The sequence below is a fragment of the Peribacillus sp. P4_B1 genome (genome assembly GCF_056402395.1).
In genome coordinates this window covers 23,772-40,434 of record NZ_JBFUHM010000027.1, presented here as the reverse complement: position 1 = coordinate 40,434, position 16,663 = coordinate 23,772, and the positions used below count along the sequence as shown (strand labels likewise).

At 39.9% G+C, this 16,663-nt stretch carries 17 protein-coding genes and 1 riboswitch; of the genes, 11 read left to right on the top strand and 6 right to left on the bottom strand.

The window, feature by feature from the left end:
• Positions 1 to 398 precede the first annotated feature (398 nt).
• Together AC1DVK_RS16095 and AC1DVK_RS16090 are read left to right on the top strand one after the other, a co-directional pair.
• A complete protein-coding gene (locus AC1DVK_RS16095; protein WP_477626900.1) occupies positions 399 to 1,232 on the top strand; it encodes an STAS domain-containing protein in 834 nt (277 codons plus the stop codon).
• A 138-nt stretch (positions 1,233 to 1,370) separates the two neighbouring features.
• Positions 1,371 to 1,775 (top strand): DUF2283 domain-containing protein, encoded by a 405-nt coding sequence (locus AC1DVK_RS16090; RefSeq protein ID WP_477626899.1) that lies wholly within the window; start codon positions 1,371 to 1,373, stop codon positions 1,773 to 1,775.
• Positions 1,776 to 1,824: 49 nt separating this feature from the next.
• Here AC1DVK_RS16090 and AC1DVK_RS16085 read toward each other — a convergent pair whose 3' ends face one another.
• Together AC1DVK_RS16085 and AC1DVK_RS16080 are read right to left on the bottom strand one after the other, a co-directional pair.
• Positions 1,825 to 2,481, bottom strand: a complete 657-nt coding sequence (locus AC1DVK_RS16085; RefSeq protein ID WP_061465174.1) for a potassium channel family protein — start codon at positions 2,479 to 2,481, stop codon at positions 1,825 to 1,827.
• A gap of 23 nt (positions 2,482 to 2,504) precedes the next feature.
• The gene (locus AC1DVK_RS16080; RefSeq protein WP_477626898.1) at positions 2,505 to 3,869 is read right to left on the bottom strand and encodes a TrkH family potassium uptake protein; all 1,365 of its coding nucleotides are present in this window, start codon (positions 3,867 to 3,869) and stop codon (positions 2,505 to 2,507) included.
• A gap of 142 nt (positions 3,870 to 4,011) precedes the next feature.
• Positions 4,012 to 4,154: riboswitch (cyclic di-AMP (ydaO/yuaA leader) on the bottom strand.
• 330 nt (positions 4,155 to 4,484) lie between these two features.
• On the opposite strand from AC1DVK_RS16080, the gene AC1DVK_RS16075 reads away from it, so the two are divergent.
• Both AC1DVK_RS16075 and AC1DVK_RS16070 read left to right on the top strand, forming a co-directional pair.
• Complete coding sequence (locus AC1DVK_RS16075; protein WP_317778213.1) at positions 4,485 to 4,676, top strand: hypothetical protein; 192 nt, start codon at positions 4,485 to 4,487, stop codon at positions 4,674 to 4,676.
• A gap of 461 nt (positions 4,677 to 5,137) precedes the next feature.
• Positions 5,138 to 6,391 (top strand): MFS transporter, encoded by a 1,254-nt coding sequence (locus AC1DVK_RS16070; protein ID WP_477626911.1) that lies wholly within the window; start codon positions 5,138 to 5,140, stop codon positions 6,389 to 6,391.
• 68 nt (positions 6,392 to 6,459) lie between these two features.
• On the opposite strand, the gene AC1DVK_RS16065 is transcribed toward AC1DVK_RS16070, so the two are convergent.
• On the bottom strand, positions 6,460 to 7,059 hold the full coding sequence (locus AC1DVK_RS16065) for a TetR/AcrR family transcriptional regulator (RefSeq protein ID WP_477626897.1): 600 nt from the start codon (positions 7,057 to 7,059) through the stop codon (positions 6,460 to 6,462).
• A 117-nt stretch (positions 7,060 to 7,176) separates the two neighbouring features.
• Between AC1DVK_RS16065 and AC1DVK_RS16060 the strand changes: the two genes are divergently transcribed.
• From AC1DVK_RS16060 to AC1DVK_RS16045, 4 genes are all read left to right on the top strand, one after another.
• Positions 7,177 to 7,902, top strand: coding sequence for an ABC transporter ATP-binding protein (locus tag AC1DVK_RS16060; protein WP_477626896.1), 726 nt, complete (start codon positions 7,177 to 7,179; stop codon positions 7,900 to 7,902).
• The gene (locus AC1DVK_RS16055) at positions 7,899 to 8,915 is read left to right on the top strand and encodes an ABC transporter permease (RefSeq protein ID WP_318686723.1); all 1,017 of its coding nucleotides are present in this window, start codon (positions 7,899 to 7,901) and stop codon (positions 8,913 to 8,915) included. Before AC1DVK_RS16060 ends, AC1DVK_RS16055 begins: the two co-directional genes overlap by 4 nt.
• 244 nt (positions 8,916 to 9,159) lie before the next feature.
• Positions 9,160 to 9,780, top strand: a complete 621-nt coding sequence (locus AC1DVK_RS16050) for a VanZ family protein (protein WP_477626895.1) — start codon at positions 9,160 to 9,162, stop codon at positions 9,778 to 9,780.
• A gap of 305 nt (positions 9,781 to 10,085) precedes the next feature.
• Positions 10,086 to 10,787, top strand: a complete 702-nt coding sequence (locus tag AC1DVK_RS16045; protein ID WP_061465163.1) for a GntR family transcriptional regulator — start codon at positions 10,086 to 10,088, stop codon at positions 10,785 to 10,787.
• Positions 10,788 to 10,916: 129 nt separating this feature from the next.
• Here the strand turns inward: AC1DVK_RS16045 and AC1DVK_RS16040 are convergent, their stop codons facing one another.
• Positions 10,917 to 11,108, bottom strand: coding sequence for a hypothetical protein (locus AC1DVK_RS16040; protein ID WP_477626894.1), 192 nt, complete (start codon positions 11,106 to 11,108; stop codon positions 10,917 to 10,919).
• A 371-nt stretch (positions 11,109 to 11,479) separates the two neighbouring features.
• Here AC1DVK_RS16040 and AC1DVK_RS16035 point away from each other — a divergent pair, with 371 nt between their 5' ends.
• Positions 11,480 to 12,010 carry a GNAT family N-acetyltransferase gene (locus AC1DVK_RS16035; RefSeq protein ID WP_089362767.1) on the top strand — a complete coding sequence of 177 codons (531 nt, stop codon included), beginning with the start codon at positions 11,480 to 11,482 and terminating at the stop codon, positions 12,008 to 12,010.
• A gap of 161 nt (positions 12,011 to 12,171) precedes the next feature.
• On the opposite strand, the gene AC1DVK_RS16030 is transcribed toward AC1DVK_RS16035, so the two are convergent.
• A complete protein-coding gene (locus tag AC1DVK_RS16030; protein WP_477626893.1) occupies positions 12,172 to 12,879 on the bottom strand; it encodes a 4'-phosphopantetheinyl transferase family protein in 708 nt (235 codons plus the stop codon).
• Between the two features lie 384 nt (positions 12,880 to 13,263).
• On the opposite strand from AC1DVK_RS16030, the gene AC1DVK_RS16025 reads away from it, so the two are divergent.
• Entirely contained in the window at positions 13,264 to 14,049 is a 786-nt protein-coding gene (locus tag AC1DVK_RS16025) for a PhzF family phenazine biosynthesis protein (RefSeq protein WP_477626892.1), read from the top strand.
• Positions 14,050 to 14,200: 151 nt separating this feature from the next.
• Here AC1DVK_RS16025 and AC1DVK_RS16020 read toward each other — a convergent pair whose 3' ends face one another.
• Positions 14,201 to 15,064: a DMT family transporter gene (locus tag AC1DVK_RS16020; RefSeq protein WP_477626891.1), complete on the bottom strand. Its 864-nt coding sequence runs from the start codon at positions 15,062 to 15,064 to the stop codon at positions 14,201 to 14,203.
• Positions 15,065 to 15,248: 184 nt separating this feature from the next.
• Between AC1DVK_RS16020 and pdxR the strand changes: the two genes are divergently transcribed.
• Entirely contained in the window at positions 15,249 to 16,640 is a 1,392-nt protein-coding gene (gene pdxR / locus AC1DVK_RS16015) for a MocR-like pyridoxine biosynthesis transcription factor PdxR (RefSeq protein ID WP_477626890.1), read from the top strand.
• The last annotated feature ends 23 nt before the right edge of the window (positions 16,641 to 16,663 follow it).

The window sequence follows — 16,663 nt, the reverse complement described above, 5'->3', positions numbered from 1 at the left end:
GGGATGGTTTAAAGGTTATGGATAGTGCGGCTCAATGCCACTAAACGGAGGATCTGGGATCAGGTCCTTTTTTCAAGTGAAAAGAAAATGGGTTGGATGAAGGTGAAATTGTTAACAAAAAATAAAAATGGTAAACTATAACAATAAAATGACCAGAATAATCGATGAATGTTTTTAAGAATCCTTTTTTTAAAAATCGGCAGTTGTATGGTTTCAAAAATAGCTGGGAAGGTAAATGGAAAGAGGGGACCATTGGGGGGATCTTTGATGCTTACTTTGTTGATTGAATCGTTAACTTTCAATACCCTTACAATGCTGATTCCAGTCTTCCAGTAGCGATGATTTATCGATTGCTGGGACCAATTGGGATGATAAAAAAATAAATAGGTGGGGAATTTATGCACAGAAATAAAGAACTATATTCATTTTTATTAGGTGTTGCAGCACAATTGACTGAGGATTGGTACGCAACATTGAATAAAGATGATAAGGCGGGGGTTTATTGCTCACCTGATCCCGAAGTAATTAAAAAGCTTAAGCAACAAAATAATGAATTCCATTTACGTTTCTTTCAGGTCTTTGATACAGAGGAAAGGGAATACTTTGAGCATCTTGGTGAGTGGATTGAAGATATCGGTCAGGATGAGCAGCATTTAAACACACCCATCTATTTTATATTGAGGGAGTTCTTTCGAACGCAAGAGCAATACTTGGATTATATTGATCAATTCGTGGCATTGCATGGAGATCAACATACACAGGAGGAAATAAACTCCTGGTACCGGATAGTGGTCAAGGTGCTCAGTGAAGTGATGGAGCGGTTTACGGAAGCGAATCATAGATATGCCAATAAAATTATGAAAGCCCAGCAGGCAACGATCGATGAATTGAGCTCGCCTATCATTTCCCTTAAAGATAACACGGCGTTGCTTCCCCTGATCGGTGATATTGACACGGCGAGAGGCATGTCCTTGCTTGAAAACACATTACAAAAATGCGCTGAAAAAAATGTCACCAGGCTTTTCATTGACCTATCGGGCGTCCATGCAATAGATAGTGTATCCGCCCACCAACTGTCACAATTGATTGAATCCTTAACTTTGATCGGAATCCGGACAACCCTTTCAGGACTTCGGCCGGAAATAGCCAAGACTGCTGTTAAGCTTCAACTGCCTTTTGATAAAGTGATGATAAAATCCACTCTTGCCCAAGCCATCAATACCATTAAATAATACATACATATTCATGGCAGGGGAATGTTCGTTTTAGTGAAAAAAGTATAAAATCCATTCAAGAAGACCGCCATAAAGCGGCCTTCTTGAATGGGTAAACATAAAAATGAAACCGCTACAGAAAAGGGAGGTGGAGCTATGAAAAGGCATATGACATTTGATGATGATGCGGGTATGGGCTATATCTATTTAGCCGAACCATTGAAGCACACCATTACAAAAACGGACGAGCTCCTGCTTAACGAGGATATCATTCTGGATTTCGGCATAGGCATTCCAATCATAGGAATTGAATTGGAAGGTGGAACAGCCTTGAAAATTAAAGGTCTGGCTGATGAAATGCCTACATTCACAATAGGAATTACAGCTGATGGTGAAAGCTATTATTCCTTAAGATTGAATGATGTACTTGTAAAACGGTCAGTTACTCATCCTGATGCCAAGAAAATAGTGTTTCTCTTTTCAGATCCTGACTGCAGGGAATTTATAGGAATCGATATATATGATACGAAGTCCTATGATGAGTCATTCTTAATCGGCTGATTTTAGTTCATCTTCATACAGCCAGAACCGGAAACGAGAAGGGGAACCATTATTCAATATTTGCAAAGACGGCAAGATCTTCTTTATTGCCAACCACTAAAAGCATATCTTTTTCATGGATATCCTGATCGGGTGATGGTGCTATGATAATTTCCCCATTACTCACGATGGCAATGACGCTGATATTATATTTTGCGCGTAAATCCAGCTCCCTGAGGCTTTTTCCCTTCATGCTCATAGGGACTATGATTTCCTCGATATTGTATTCTTTAGAGAGTTCAATATAGTTCAGCATGTTAGGGGACAGAAGCTGGTTCGCGACCCGTTCTCCCATATCCCTCTCAGGATAGATGACCCAGTCGGCTCCAACTTTAGTGAGCACCTGACCATGATTTTTATTAAGGGCCTTGGCAATCACCTTTTTGACCCCAAGCTCTTTTAAAAGCAAGGTAGTTAAAATGCTTGATTGCATATCAATTCCGATGGCTACGATGACACAATCGAAGTTGCGGATTCCAATGGATTTCAATGTCTCTTCTTCAGTCGTATCCGCAATGACTGCATGGGTAACGCTCAGTTCCGCATTCTCGACTCTTTCCCCGCTGATATCAATACCCAATACCTCTTGGCCAGCCGAATATAATCTATGGGCCACACTGGTTCCGAATCTGCCTAAACCAATCACGGCATATTGTCTTTTTCCCATCTTTTACACTCCTTCATTTATGTTTAACCAATCATGATTTTCCCTTTTGGACGTCGGAACGGATCTGGTTTGCGCCTCATAGCGATGGCAAAGGCCAAAGTCAAAGGACCCACACGGCCTGCAAACATCGTGAAAATGATGAGCATCCGGCCAACCGGTGATAATTCGGGGGTCAAACCCATTGAAAGTCCCACGGTGGCAAATGCTGAAGTGGCTTCAAATAAAATCATCAAGAAGTCACTTCCGCTTTCAGTGATGGTCAGCAGAATGGAGATGATTGAAACCATGAATACGCCAATGAATGTAACGGATAATGCTTTAAAGATCGTTTCACTTATAATGCGGTGACGGAATAATACCACATCACCCTTTCCTTTAATCTGTGACCAGACCGTTCCGATAAGCGTCGCAAATGTGGTTGTTTTAATCCCGCCGCCAGTCGATCCGGGTGAAGCCCCAACGAACATCAAGAAAATGATGAGCAGTAATGTGGGTTGAGTCAAATCAGGGATATTCAGCGTATTGGAGCCGGCCGTCCTTGGTGAAACCGATTGAAATAGAGACGATAACGTTTTACCCATGAAAGATAAAGGCTGCAATGTCTTGGCATTACCGAACTCGAATAAAAAGATTAAAATTGCGCCGGCGATTGTAAGTGTCAGGCTAGTCATCAGAACAACCTTCGTATGTACGGATAAACGATGGGTATCACGATATTCGTATAGTTCATTCATCACGATAAAACCTATTCCGCCAAACGTGATCAGGAAGGCGACCGTAAGGGTTACGAATGGATCCGATACATAAGGGGTCAAGCTCTTGAATTCTCCCATCAAATCAAAACCGGCATTATTGAAATTCGATATGGAATGAAAAACCCCGTAATAGATCGCTTTGCCGATTGGCATGTCAAAAGAAAAGCGAATCGATAAGATAAGGGCACCCATGGCTTCAATGATGGCCGTGAAAATTAAAAGCCGTTTTACTAACTTGACTATACCTGCCATGGAAAGATTATTTAAGGATTCCTGCAAGAGTAACCTGCCTTTTAAAGAAATCCTTTTGCCTAAAAGGAAAAAGAAAAACGTCGCAAATGACATGAATCCTAAGCCGCCTATCTGAATCAGTGTTAAGATGACCAATTCACCAAAGGTGGTGAAGGTCGTTCCCGTATCCACTACGACAAGTCCTGTTACACATGTAGCGGAGGTTGAGGTGAATAAAGCATCCAGAAAAGCAAGGCCATTCCCATTTTCAGTAGAAATCGGCAGGGTCAGCAAATAGGCCCCAATAAGTATCAGGGTGGCAAAGCCTAGTACAAGGATTTTTGGCGGATCGAATAATTTTTTTGCTTTTATCAATTGATCATCCCTACCTAAAAATGACATGTGTAAAACTGTATGAATATCTTAACCATCAATCCTGTTATCAAATCTTTTTTAAGCATAATAAAAAGACCTGCGTAAACATCGAACAGCTATTTTGTCACAAAAAGCGTGCAAAAAAAGCTCCCGAAATAGGCGGTCTTATGACCTCCTTCGCTTTAGCCGACGAAGTTAGCTGACGGGTAGGATGGCGAAAGAGCTGATCTCATCCCTTCTGCATGGCAGAATTAACCCCAAATGATTGGGTCCTCCGTACTCAATTCCTTTGAGTTTTGGCCGAAATATATTAAATTGATAAACGTATTCTACTCCCAACATTTAGCAGTTGTAAACCCCTAAATTGTAAAAAAATATTTCTTTAATAAAACTGAAAATTTACGTTTTATTTACATTGATAAAACGTATTGACAAATATTAGTTAGCACATTATGATAGGTTCGATTAATCCGATTATGATAACAGTTTCGGTGTACTTGATTCAACACTTTCTAGCTGAACAGGTCATGGGCAATCAATGTTATTAATATATATAAACTATTTTTCTTTTGAAAAGCATAGAAAAAGTCAATGCATTCGTATTTAAAGGTTCCAGACATTTTATAAAAAAGGCGGGCAATTATGGAGAAGACGTTCAATAGATATGTTATTAACGCTACAGGCAAGGGTGGCCAGACATATTTAACACAATGCCAGGATAAAGATGCACTAAGGAAATGGATAGCCGATCATGAGGACCAAATCATAATGAATGAGTTAAGGATAACGGATAAGAAAAAGAATCCGTTATTAAAATTGTTTTCCCTAAAGTAAATCAGCTGAATCCAAACATTCATTTAACGGTATTCAATTATGTCATTCCTGTGTCTTATTCGGGAACGCTGAGCGAAAAATTCCTATCTTGTTTTGCTTTCAAACTCATTTAATTTTGAATGAGTTTTTTTGTTTTGAAAATCATAACATTTACAAAATTATACCATTAATGTTAAAGTTTAGGGTAAATGTGATTCCGATGAGAAAAAAGTAAATGAAACGCAACTTTCCAGTGCGCTTGGTAAACTGGAAAGGAGTAACGGGGATGTATTGAAGCTTAAAGGGAGTTCCCATTATAGTGCATAGTTATTGCATGCTGTTAATGCAATACGGCATAAGATTAATAATGGTGACATATTAATTGGCACCGTTCTATTGATCCCGTCCCCAAGACGCATTTCTTGTGGACGGTTTTTTTTATTGTTTTTATATTTTCTTTCTAAGGAGGGGAAGCGTTGACATTGAGAAATTCATTAGTATCTTGGAAATATCCTTCCATTTTATTGTGCGGGATCGGGATTTCCAACTTCGGTGCTTGGGTTTATTTCATTGCACTTAATTTAATCGTGCTGGATATGACTGGCTCGGCCTTGGCGGTTGCTGGACTGTATATCGTTAAACCGATGGCTGCCATATTTACGAATGTTTGGGCCGGCAGCGTGATCGACCGGATCAATAAGCGGAATCTAATGATCGCACTTGATCTATTTCGAGCGGTATTCATGGCTTTGCTGCCATTGGCTTCTTCTATTTGGGTCATCTATTCCCTTATCTTCGTGATCAATATGGCAGAGGCCATGTTTGTAACGGCATCAAGGACTTATATAACAAAATTAATCCCCATTGAACAGCGGAAACGATTTAACTCGTTACGAAGCTTGATCGATTCTGGAGCTTTTTTGATTGGACCAGCGATAGCGGGTATCCTTTTCTTAATCGGTACACCGGTTTTAGCCATTTATATTAACGCGGCTGCCTTATTATTATCCGGTATCATCACTCTATTCATGCCTAATCTTGAAAAGGATCATCCCCTTGGAAAATCCAGTCATTACCTGTCTTGGACCATCATGAAAAAGGATTGGGGCATCGTCCTGGATTTCAGCCGGAAATCTTCCTATATCATGCTCATTTATTTCTTATTCAGCTGCATGGTGGTGATGGAAACGGCCATCGATTCCCAAGAAGCAGCGTTTGCCAAGGCCATACTCCTTTTGTCGGACAGCGATTACGGATTCCTTGTAAGCATCGCCGGGGCAGGCATCATTGCGGGTGCCATAGTCAATGCCGTATTCATCAGTAAAGTGCAAATCTCGTACATGATTGGTCTTGGATCTTTATTTGTCTCGATAGGTTATATGGTCTATGCCTTTTCGAATTCCTTTTCATTGGCCGCCATCGGTTTTTTCATCATTGCCTTTTCTCTGGCGTTTGCCAATACAGGCTTTCAAACCTTTTATCAAAATAATATTCCTGTGGAAATCATGGGCAGGGTCGGAAGTGTTTTTGGCTTGTTAGAAGCTTTATTGATCATCATCACTACAGCAATTGTCGGTGTTTCAGCTCATTTCATTTCGATTCGGTTCGTGGTGATTTCAGGTTCAATGATCATGTTTGCTATATCCATTTTATTGTCCATGCTTAGTATGAAGGCCTCGAAGAGCAGGTATTATCAGGTTGGAAAGGCAGAGGTCAAAGCGGGGGAAAAGATGTAAGTTTAAAGGGGGAGTATCCCATTTTATTATCCTAAAGGCATGTAAATGGAACATGCCTTTATAAAAGTTCATTGAATGAATGCCCGTAATTGGCTGATGAAGTTCAGGATTTGAAAATGAATTTTCGCCATTTCTTCCGCCGTTTGCTCTTCGCAATTCTCCAGCCACTCCTGTATAACGCCTAAAATCGCAGATGTCATGAAGGCGTGCATATACATGCGGAATGCTTCATCTTTAGCTGCTGGATGCTGGCTGATCAAACGCTCCAATAGTACTTCACCGAACACAAGCTTTATTTTTTTGGCAAAAGAAGGATCTCCCTTATCTCCAAGAATGGCCCTTAATGCGTGCGCATGTTCACTGATGAATTGAAAAATGGCTACGAAAGGCGGGTAAAGTTGTTGTTGATGGAGAGCCAAAAAAGCCTCTTTCGGCAAAATGGCAGTAATACGAGTTTGAAGTTCATTTAACAATTCCTGCTGTAAGTGATCCATCAATTCATATTTATCTGTGTAATGCAAATAGAATGTGCCCCGATTAATGTTGGCGCTCTCTGCAATTTTCTTCACTGAGACATGTGAGAATCCCTCTGCTTCAACGAGTGCAATAAAATGATGTTGTATCTGCTTTTTCGTCTTTTGTACCATATCCTCATGAAATTCCGCCATTGAATGTCTCCTCACTAAACATTTTTCGAAATGTGTTGATTGTATTAGACTAAAAGCTACCTTAGAATGATGATACACTCAACACCGTGTTAATTAAAGAGGGAGGATGTGTGTACAATGAAAAATGCGATTTCCATTGAAGGAATTGCTAAGGGTTTTCATCATAAAAAGGTCATTCAGCCATTGAGCCTGAATATTGAAAAAAGTGGAATTTTTGGCTTGTTAGGTCCATCCGGATGCGGAAAGACGACCTTGATTAAAATGATTGTCGGATTGATTAAGCCCGATGCTGGTAAAGTCACGGTTCTGGATCATGAAGTGCCAAATGAAGCACTGTTAATGGATGTCGGCTATATGGCACAATCCGATGCTTTATATACAGATCTGACGGGTGCTGAAAACCTCGAGTTTTTTGCGAAGCTATACCGTTTTTCGAAAAAGGAACGAAGGGAACGCATTCAATATGCAGCTAAAATCGTACAGTTGACGAGGGACTTGAACGTTCGGGTTGCGTATTATTCCGGGGGGATGAAACGCCGTCTGTCACTGGCGGTTGCACTCATCCAAAATCCGGAGATTCTCATTTTGGATGAACCGACAGTGGGAATGGACCCTTTGCTGAAACGATCCATTTGGCGGGAACTTGAGCGTTTAAGAAATGAAGATCATAAGACGATCATCATCACGACACATGTGATGGATGAGGCGGAACGATGCGATAAACTGGCGATGCTGCGTGAGGGTGAAATCATCGCATCAGGAACCCCGGCGGCTTTAAAAACACAATATGCAGCGGGAACGCTTGATGATGTTTTTTTAAGGATTGGAGGTGGCCTAAAATGAGAATTGCCTCTCTTGTTACGCGGATTACACAGCAGATGCGCCGGGATCGAAGGACGCTCGCTTTATTTTTTCTCGCTCCATTGCTCATTTTAACGCTCATGTATTTTATTTTCGATACAGAAGCGAGTGATTTGAAAATCGTTGTTACAGGCAGTAATGAAGCTATGGTTAAAGCATTAAAACAAGCGGATTTTCAAGTAACGGCTGCTGAGGAATTTTCACAGGGGAAAATGATTGAAAATGATACAGATGGCTGGCTGCAGGTTGAAAATGGCAAGATAAAACTGACACTATTGAACGACGAACCGAACCGTGCAAAGGCCGTTCAAATGCAAATGATGCAAGGGCTGCAAGGGAATGGAAAAAATACACCCTCAATTGAGAAACAATATGTATACGGGGATGCCAAAACAAAGGGTTTTGATACGTTCAGTCCGATGCTCGTCAGCTTTTTCGTGTTCTTCTTTGTATTTTTAATAGCAGGGATTGCACTTTTGAAGGAGCGAACAAGTGGTACGTTGGAACGGTTGCTTGCCACCCCGATTAAACGATACGAAATCGTAGCAGGGTATGTAATCGGATATGGCATATTTGCGCTCGTTCAAACCTTAATTGTCGTACTATATGCTGTAAATGTGTTGGATATCGTCCTTGTTGGCTCCATTTGGCTCGTTTTATTAACGAATATACTTGTCGCGCTTGTTGCATTATCGCTTGGTACATTACTATCGAGTTTCGCAACATCTGAATTCCAAATGGTACAATTCATTCCGTTGGTCATCGTGCCGCAAGTCTTCTTCACAGGGATTTTCCCATTGGATGGCATGGCAGACTGGCTGCAAAAAATCGGCAAGGTCATGCCGCTCTATTACGCATCGGATGCCATGAACGGGATCATGTACAAAGGTTTCACTTTCAATGAGGTTTTGCTGGATTTACTCATTCTCCTGGCATTTTCCGTCGTTTTTATAACCATCAATATTATAAGTTTAAAAAAATACCGTGCACTATAAAATGAACATCAATAAACAAAAAAGCCGGATTCCTGGAAAGTGAGGAACCGGCTTTTTTTGTTCTGCCGGATGAAGGACGAATCCTCCTTCGTTTCGGTTGATTTATTCGAAAGAACTTCCCCTTGACGAACATACCGGCAGTTTTCTAAATGACAGGTGTATGTAGTTTGTTGACGGCTTGTTAAAGATGTCCTAGGATATAATGATATGCACTGATTTGGAGAGAAATAGAAGGGGGAGTTACATGTCCCGAAAATCCGCCATGCTTTCCCTTTTGCTGTCGCAAGCCCTGTTTTTGTGCGGTTTACCTCTTTTCCTTCAGCTTCTATTATATTTGAATCCTTTGGTGATCATGGTTGTTTGGTTTTGTATACTTCTTTTCGTTTCGTTTGCGGTCCTTTATTTTCGAGGTGAAACGGTGATGATTCCGCGCCTTTTGTGGCAGGCAGCCTTGATTTGCTACAGTTTATCATTATTGGTTTTGCTGTTCTTCCGACCAAAAGGGCAGGTATATTCGTATAATTTGATTCCTTTTTCTACGATACTTTCATATTTATCGAACGAAATGAACGGGCTTGTGTCATTTTATAACCTTAGCGCCAATGTGGGTCTGTTCATTCCATTCGGGCTGTATTTGTTGTTCAGGGATGGGAAAGAGCCATCTGCTTTAAGGAAATTTCTTTACCCATTCATAACGATCTCAGGTATTGAAATCTGTCAGCTCGTTTTTCGGCGCGGAAGTTTGGATGTCGATGACCTGATACTGAATATGATGGGTGTTTATTTGGGGTACGTACTGTATCCTTTGTTCACGAGTGTGGTAGTGTTCCGTTCTGGAAAAAGTAAAAGGGTGCAGAGGCAGTAAATCTCACTTCAAGGGGTAAAATGCTGAACAAATTAACTTGGGGCCTGAAAGGGAATGCGGTTCCTCGCCAAGATTATAAATAACTATGATACTCAATAGATTTGGAGACATCCTATCGTTAAACGATTTGATGTCTCTTTTTTTGGTTTGAAATATGGAACGGCTTAAGGATAGAACATGCCTGTTCCAAAAGAAACTGAGGTTTCTTTACAATCGTTATAAAATAAACTATTGTAAAGAAAACCTAACATTTAATCTAAATTATTGTTCGAAATCATTATGTATAGAGGAAGGTATAGGGAAATATGGGTGTAAAGTATAGAATGGTCGTAGAACAAATGGAGAAAGAAATATTAGAAGGAACATATACATTAAATACTAAGTTACCTACTGAAGAAGAGTTGATGAAGAAGTTCGATGTCAGCAGGAATACCATAAGAAAAGCAATCAATATATTGGCTGAACAGGGTTATATTTATCAAGTTCAAGGAAGCGGGATATTCCTAAGGGAATTTTCCAGACCTGGCTGTATTTCGATGAAGAATATGAATGGCTTAACGAAACAGTTTGAAAAGGATGAAATGACAAGTGAAGTGCTGAAGTTAGATTTAATAGAAGCTGATGAAAAATTGGCCGAAAAAATGAAATGTAATCTGAAAACCAAAATCTATAACCTCAAACGAGTTAGATGCTTAAATGGTGAACCCATTGTAATAGAAGAGTCCTTTTTCAATAAAGACATCATCCCCATCATAAATAAAGAAATCGCAAATGGTTCCATTTATGAATATATAGTCGAGGATTTGAAGCTGAATATTGGTTTTGCAGATAAAATCATTTCGTGTGAGAAACTAAATGATGATGATGCAAAGCTTTTGGACTTGCAACCAGGAGATCCGACTTTAATTGTAGAAAATACGGTGTTTTTAAAAGCAGGAGTCGTTTTTGATTTTTCGATTGAGAAATATAATTATACTTCCGCAAAACTATTAACATTGACAAATTAAAATGCTTTGAAAAAAGAGCGACTGCATTTAATTGGCAATCGCTCTTATTATTTATTCAGCAGTATAAATGGGCCAACTCCAAAACACCTCACCTGTGCAATAATGTAGCGATCCAAGAAAATTACACAATTAAGGTTTAGAGACGAAAGATCTGTAAACTCCATAAGTTTCTCTTTTCAATAGGTGGGCAATCGGAATCCCATGTTCACTCAGGTAGTCAATTTCCTGAACCTCTTTTATTTCATCTAAACTAAAAACATGAAGACCGCCCCCTATTTTTTCACCGTCGTCACCCGAGTAATTCATATATTCTTGCCCCATTATGGTGTGTTAAGAACGCCTTGTAATCTTCAGGGGGTTTGATGTTATTTACAAAATTCCGGGTATTCCTCTTTTTATCATCAGAGAAACTGCTATTCTTATCTGTCACTCTGTCATTTAATTTTTTTATCCGCAAAGAGTTCTTGTAAAAGTTCTGCAAACTTGATATTGTTAAAGTTCCATTTATATCCAATTAAACAGTCTTTAATTTAATTTTTTGGTGAAAAAACTAGGGTAAGAGGGCAATGAATTATGAAGGTAGCCCTCTATTTTGGTGACACTTTTCGCAGATAAAGTAAAAGTTAAGAACCTGCAAATTGAAATATTTATCTAGTGATTTGTCATATATGAATTCATAGGAGGAATATTAAATGTTTCCTAATTTAGAAACAGACAGACTCATTTTGAGAGAAATAACTCATGAGGATGCAGATGCCATTTTTTCTTGTTTTTCTAACGCTAACGTCATACGTTTTTATGGTCAAGATAAATTAGAGAGCGTCGAACAAGCTAGCGGATTTGTAGATTTTTTTTCTGAAAGTTTAAAGGAAAAAAGAGGAATAAGGTGGGGGATCGAAAGAAAAGGAGAAAAAGGGTTAATAGGAACAATTGGATTTAATGCTTGGTCTCCTAAACATAAACGGGCGGAAATAGGTTACGAAATCCATCCTGACCATTGGAAAAAGGGATATATGACTGAAGCAGTCTCGAAAATTCTTTTATACGGCTCGGAAACTCTAGGATTAACGAGAATTGGTGCTGTAGTTTTTATTGAAAATGTACCGTCAAACAATTTACTTAAGAAAATGGGATTTCAACAAGAAGGAGTCCTAAAAAACTATATGTATCAAAATGGTGAAGTATATGATACAAATGTTTACTCTTTTCTTCCTGAAAAATAATGTATGTAAGAAAGACACGTAATCATCATAATAAGGTTTTATGCATGAACACATGACTGAGGAGTTTAAATACCACAGTCATGTGTTTTATTATTGTTAATGTTGGATGGACAAACAATGCAGGCTCGTTATTTAGTCGGCTTACATTGTAAGATATTTAATTATTTTGGAAGTCTACTGTCGTGCATGAGAAAAGAAAAAATTTTAGATGCATCTAAGAAACTAATAGATTCAGGAAATTTATCATGAAGGGCACAAGCTGCTAGCTTATAATTTTCTTGAAAATCAAACATTTTCACATGAAATTTGGTGTCATTCAATGTGCTTTCTTCGAAATGGATCGACGTTACTTGTTGGTTTTGACGGGCGTAAAAGCTGTTTAATGGAATACTTAAGCCTTTTCCGATATTTTTTATGACACTTTCTTTTATTGTCCAGAGTTTGTAAAAATAATCCTTTTTACTAGTCGTTTCCTTCATTTCTCGGCTTTCAAAAGAGTGAAAAAATGAAATTAAAGCTTCATAGTCTATATCTGTCATTTGTTCAATATCTATACCCACTCGTTTAGTATCGACAATGCAAACAACCCAACTGCCAGAGTGTGAGACGTTAAAATGGAAAGCTGCTTCATTACAATATGGTTTGCCATATTCATTTCGCCGTATCACAAGGGGGATGGAAGCCTCTTTCTGGTTCTGGAGATAGATATAGTGAATTAATAATTCACCGACTACAGTTCTAACACTATCTTTATAGTGTTTAAAATTTTTTGCTTTGCTTAGAGTTTGTTTTGATAAAATGTGATTGTATGTTGTGTATTCAAAATTAAATTCATTAATACCCTCAATGTTAACTGCGTAAATTTCCATTTTGAATTTCTCCCTTTACTAACAAAACTAGATTTTTTCAGTTTCTGCATTTTCATCTAACAAAGCGATATGCTGCTTTTCCTTATTATCTATTTCTTATGTATCATAACTTCTTTTTTTAGTTTACATCCCATTATTATGAATGCCTTAAGTAATAGCATGTTTCGTTTCTTGAAAAAATTGTATAATTTCATCTTAATCTATAACTGTAAGGTTTCAAACTAAAAAAAGAGAGAGAAGTGTTAATACATAGAGTAACTTCGGCAAAGGTTGCTGACTCCAATAGGTAAACTATTCCAAATGTGATTTGATATAATTATAACTAACAGTTTGCTTATTGTGGAAATGCATGACGGGCAATACTATTTAAGGAGGCATTTTTTCATGGAATTAACGATTATTAATACGTTTACAGATCAACCTTTTAAAGGGAACCCTGCTGCTGTCTGTCTTCTTAGCGGGGTAAAGGACAGTGAGTGGATGCAACGAATAGCTAAAGAGGTTAATTTACCTGTTACGGCGTTTATTCACCTTCATAATGATGAATGGCAGCTGCGTTGGTTCACACCTTCGATTGAAATCCCAATTTGTGGACATGGGACGTTGGCAAGCTCTTTCTTTTTGTGGGAGAAAGGATACGTACCAAGGAATGAAGCAATTGTCTATCAGACAAAAAGCGGGCTTCTCACTGCCAAATTCGTGGATGGGATGGTTCAATTGGAATTTCCGTCATTAATGGAGCAGGAGACCGCTGCCCCGGATTTACTGATAAAGGCTTTGGGCGTTGTGCCTACGTATGTTGGTCAAAATAAATGGGATTATCTAGTCGAAGTTCAATCAGAGGAAATCGTAAGGAACTTAAAACCAGATATCGATTTGATTGCCCAATTACCGACTCGGGGTGTCATTGTAACGAGTCGATCGAATCTCAATGAATATGATTTCGTCTCTCGTTTCTTTTCCCCTGCCCAAGGCCTTGACGAAGATTATGTTACGGGCTCTGCCCATTGTTGTCTGGGGCCATATTGGGAAAGCAAGCTGGATAAAAATATCTGTATTGCCTATCAGGCATCGGAAAGAGGAGGGCTAGTCAAGGTTGAAGTAGCGGAAGACACAGTTAAACTTTCTGGCCATGCCGTGACAGTATTCGAAGGGAACTTGACTATTTAACGCTTGGTCACGGATGAAAATCATTTTAAACGTGAGGTCAAGCTCAGAGGGTCAATATTTCTTTGAATCTATGAGAAATACGGACACTGCAAAATGATAAACGAGCCGGAGCAAGGATTCTGTTCCGCTCGTTTTTAAAATGAGCCATAAGTTACCTTGCGAATCGCCGGGCGGCTGCCACGCATAGTACAACGGCAATATTCACAGCTACGAGTGCCGGACTGACTTTCTCATTTAGAATCATAGCAGCAAGGAGCAGCCCAAAAAAAGGTTGAAGAAGCTGTAGCTGTCCAACCGCTGCAATACCGCCCTGGGCGAGACCGCGGTACCAGAACACGAAGCCGATGAGCATGCTGAATAAAGACACATAAGCAAGGCTGAAGAGAGCAGGATCACCGATGTCCGCCCACGAGTCCGGCGTATAATAGAACGAGAGTGGCAGCATAAGGGGAAGCGATAGAACGAGAGCCCAAGAGATCACCTGCCAATTCCCAAGCTTGCGTGAGAGCCGAGCTCCTTCTGCATAACCGAGACCACATACGATGATGGAAGCCAGCATGAATGCATCACCGATCGGCGATGATTCCCCATTTTGGATTAGGGCAAAGCCTGCGACCAGGAAGCTGCCTGCAGCTGAAAAGATCCAGAAGGAGGGTCGAAGCTGTTCACCCCCCCGAAGTACCCCAAAGATCGCCGTCGAGAGCGGAAGAAGCCCAATGAAGATAATGGCATGCGCAGACGTGACATATTGCAGGGCCAAGGCTGTCAGCAGCGGGAAACCAACAACCACGCCAAATGCTACCACCAATAAAGGAACGATATCGCTTCTGACAGGACGTTGCTGCCGGAAGATGAAAAGGAGAGCGCCAGCCAATACGCCAGCTATCGCAGCGCGGCAGACGGTGAGGAATAACGGATCGAAATCCGCTACAGCCAATCGTGTCGCAGGTAGCGAGCCGCTAAAGATCAGTACGCCAAGAAAACCATTCATCCAACCATTTGCTGCTTTGTTCATTACAATCACTCCAAATCATGTTTCTTCTTGATTAAACTACTTTAAATGACTAAATCAATTTTTTATCTAGATCCTCTTATTAAGCCTTTCATAATGGATTACAATGACTATAAACTTACATTGACCTTTAATAAACAGCCAGTTTCCTTAAATAAAACCATGCCAGTTAGGAGGAATCATATAAATGGATATCACGTTTTTTTTAAATCGAAATCTAGACATTCCCCTTTATCAACAGCTCTATCAGCTCTTCAAAAAAAATATGCATGAGGGCCGTATTCAAAAAGGAATGAAACTCCCTTCAAAAAGGTTGCTAGCCACTCAGCTTTCAATTAGCCAAACGACTGTAGAACGGGCTTACGAACAGCTTGCTGCTGAAGGCTACATTATGAGCAAGCCGAGAAGCGGCTGGTTTGCTGATTATAATGATTCTGATTTTATCCTTGTTAAAATGCCAGGCACCTCATCCATTAAGCCAAAAACAGAAGAGAATGAACAATCGATTGATTTTCATTATGGCAATGTGGATTCTGCCCACTTCCCTTTTTCCGCTTGGCGAAAAAGCATGGTCAGTAGTTTAGATCAATATGGTCAACAGCTTTATCGGCCAGGGAATGTTTTAGGAGAACTTGAGCTGAGAACACTCATTGCAGAATACTTGTATCAATCGCGCGGCGTCAATTGTCAACCTGAACAGGTCATCTTAGGGGCTGGGAACCCTGTTCTGATGCAGATCTTGTGCCAAGTCTTCGGCCCGAATATTTCCATAGGGTATGAAGATCCGGGTTTTCCGAGAACGAGAAAGATTTTTGAAGTCAATCATATGAAGATTCTTCCCATACCAGTCGATGATGAAGGAATCTGTATCCAAGAAATCCGAAAAGAGAAGCCGAGCCTTGTGTATGTAACGCCATCTCATCAATTTCCACTCGGAACGATTATGACGATTAACAGAAGAATGCAGCTGCTTAAATGGGCGGCAGAAAATCAATCATTTGTCATCGAGGACGATTATGACGGCGAATTCAGATACAGCGGACAGCCGATCCCCTCCTTGCAAGGTCTTGACCAGCATGACCGTGTCATTTATATGGGCACTTTCTCTAAATCTCTCCTCCCTTCAATGCGTATCAGCTATATGATTCTTCCGTTACCTCTTTTAGAAAAAGGCAGTGAAATCACTTCCTTATATAAGCAAACGGTGTCCTCTCACAATCAACTGACGCTTGCTGAATTTATAAAAAAGGGCGAATGGCAAAAACACATCAACCGAATGAGAAAGCTGTACCAAAAAAAAAGAGCCATTTTATTAGAGACCTTACAAAGCGAATTAGGAGGACAAGTGAAGATTCGGGGAGGAAACTCGGGGTTGCATATCTTGCTTGACGTTTACTCACCATTTAGTGAAAAAGAGCTCATTGGGAAAGCAAAAGAGCATGGCGTGAAAATTTATCCTGCCTCTCTTTTTTATAAAAGACAACCGCCGACAACCACAGTCTTAATTGGATTCGCAGGTGTTTCCGAAGACAACATACAAGAGGGCATAAAAAAACTGAAAGCTGCTTGGATAATATAAGTCAGCTTTTGGTTTTGATTATG

What these genes read in the sequence shown, in the direction of transcription:
- AC1DVK_RS16095 (WP_477626900.1), top strand. Translation starts at nt 399, where the DNA reads ATGCACAGAAATAAAGAACTATATTCATTTTTATTAGGTGTTGCAGCA.
- AC1DVK_RS16090 (WP_477626899.1), top strand. Translation starts at nt 1,371, where the DNA reads ATGAAAAGGCATATGACATTTGATGATGATGCGGGTATGGGCTATATC.
- AC1DVK_RS16085 (WP_061465174.1), bottom strand. Translation starts at nt 2,481, where the DNA reads ATGGGAAAAAGACAATATGCCGTGATTGGTTTAGGCAGATTCGGAACC.
- AC1DVK_RS16080 (WP_477626898.1), bottom strand. Translation starts at nt 3,869, where the DNA reads ATGTCATTTTTAGGTAGGGATGATCAATTGATAAAAGCAAAAAAATTA.
- AC1DVK_RS16075 (WP_317778213.1), top strand. Translation starts at nt 4,485, where the DNA reads ATGGAGAAGACGTTCAATAGATATGTTATTAACGCTACAGGCAAGGGT.
- AC1DVK_RS16065 (WP_477626897.1), bottom strand. Translation starts at nt 7,059, where the DNA reads ATGGCGGAATTTCATGAGGATATGGTACAAAAGACGAAAAAGCAGATA.
- AC1DVK_RS16060 (WP_477626896.1), top strand. Translation starts at nt 7,177, where the DNA reads ATGAAAAATGCGATTTCCATTGAAGGAATTGCTAAGGGTTTTCATCAT.
- AC1DVK_RS16055 (WP_318686723.1), top strand. Translation starts at nt 7,899, where the DNA reads ATGAGAATTGCCTCTCTTGTTACGCGGATTACACAGCAGATGCGCCGG.
- AC1DVK_RS16050 (WP_477626895.1), top strand. Translation starts at nt 9,160, where the DNA reads ATGTCCCGAAAATCCGCCATGCTTTCCCTTTTGCTGTCGCAAGCCCTG.
- AC1DVK_RS16045 (WP_061465163.1), top strand. Translation starts at nt 10,086, where the DNA reads ATGGGTGTAAAGTATAGAATGGTCGTAGAACAAATGGAGAAAGAAATA.
- AC1DVK_RS16040 (WP_477626894.1), bottom strand. Translation starts at nt 11,108, where the DNA reads ATGGGGCAAGAATATATGAATTACTCGGGTGACGACGGTGAAAAAATA.
- AC1DVK_RS16035 (WP_089362767.1), top strand. Translation starts at nt 11,480, where the DNA reads ATGTTTCCTAATTTAGAAACAGACAGACTCATTTTGAGAGAAATAACT.
- AC1DVK_RS16030 (WP_477626893.1), bottom strand. Translation starts at nt 12,879, where the DNA reads ATGGAAATTTACGCAGTTAACATTGAGGGTATTAATGAATTTAATTTT.
- AC1DVK_RS16025 (WP_477626892.1), top strand. Translation starts at nt 13,264, where the DNA reads ATGGAATTAACGATTATTAATACGTTTACAGATCAACCTTTTAAAGGG.
- AC1DVK_RS16020 (WP_477626891.1), bottom strand. Translation starts at nt 15,064, where the DNA reads ATGAACAAAGCAGCAAATGGTTGGATGAATGGTTTTCTTGGCGTACTG.
- pdxR (WP_477626890.1), top strand. Translation starts at nt 15,249, where the DNA reads ATGGATATCACGTTTTTTTTAAATCGAAATCTAGACATTCCCCTTTAT.